The following is a 1,086-nucleotide window of genomic DNA, read 5'->3' as shown; positions in this document are numbered from 1 at the left end:
CGCTCCCACAAGGGCTAGAGGATTAGCGTTATGGCAGGCACAAAAAAGCGGCGCTTCATGCGCCGCTTTTTTCTGCCGATCCGTCAGCGGTGACCGCCCCGTCCGTCATGACCACGTCCATCATGGCCACGGCCGCGATGATCATGGCCACGGTCACGTCCGCCCCGACCGCGACGGTCGTCATTCCAGCCGCCCCGGTCCCGGCCATCCCAACCGCCCCGATGCGGATAAGGACGGTACGCCGCTCGCGGTGGCGAGTAATAGCGCGGGCCATGCTGGTAGTAGCGTGGAGCCGAGTAATAACGCGGCGCCGGCTGGTAGTACCGTGGTGGTGCGTAATAGCCACGCGGTGCCGAGTAGTAACTTCCGCCGCCGCTGTAATAGACCGGCGCCGGTGAGGTGTAGACCTCGGAACGGTAGTAGCTGGAGCCTCCGTCGGAGTAAGGCACGCAGGCCGAAAGAGTCAAGCCGAGAAACGCAATGAGCAGCAGTCGTCGATACATGGCGGCCTCCTGGACCGCGGATGGGCCACATCAGCGACGCTGACGGGCGGCAGTCATCTGTTGGGGTGACTGACGATTAATCTGACAGCGAAATCGGAATCTGGTGCGACGTTGCAATAACTCGAAACATGTAGCCTTTTTGCTTCATTGCGGTGCGCCACGGCACCACAACAACGCACGAATCCGCTTGAGGTCCGCGCGTTCCTGGCACGCGGTCGCTCTGGGCCGGCGCTTGCGCGTACTTGGCACGGCTCTCGCTTTAACGAACCCTGTGCAGGAGTCATCACAGGTTCGCGGCACCACAATTTGCAATGGCTGACTAGGGTTCCGGCTCGCCTCTGGCGAGTGGCTGGTCCGAGAGTTGGCGACCTCCAGTTGAGGTTACACGGCGGGACAAAAGCCCGGGAGACAAGCCACCGTTCGCGGTGCCGCGTTGCTCCTGTCCGCCCTTGATCAACTGGAGAACCCCCATGCTCAAGCTTCGTCTGTCCTCCCTGCTCCTCGCCGCGCTTGCGGCCTTCGCGAGTCTTCCGTCCCACGCCGCGCCCAAGGACCGTTTCAGCGTCTGCTGGACCATCTATGC

Annotated in this window: 1 protein-coding gene, 1 pseudogene and 1 riboswitch; of the genes and pseudogenes, one reads left to right on the top strand and one right to left on the bottom strand. The window is 62.5% G+C overall.

Annotated elements, in window-relative coordinates; genetic code table 11:
• Positions 1-83: 83 nt before the first annotated feature.
• Positions 84-503: a hypothetical protein gene (locus ACE04F_RS12750; RefSeq protein WP_305496228.1), complete on the bottom strand. Its 420-nt coding sequence runs from the start codon at positions 501-503 to the stop codon at positions 84-86.
• 308 nt (positions 504-811) lie between these two features.
• Positions 812-913, top strand: a riboswitch (guanidine-I (ykkC/yxkD leader).
• Between the two features lie 60 nt (positions 914-973).
• Between ACE04F_RS12750 and ACE04F_RS12745 the strand changes: the two are divergent.
• Positions 974-1,086 (top strand): annotated as a pseudogene (locus tag ACE04F_RS12745) (putative urea ABC transporter substrate-binding protein); the annotation flags it as partial.

It is taken from the genome of Pseudomonas sp. AGC41 (genome assembly GCF_057334555.1).
This window is presented reverse-complemented; position numbering and strand designations above follow the sequence as displayed.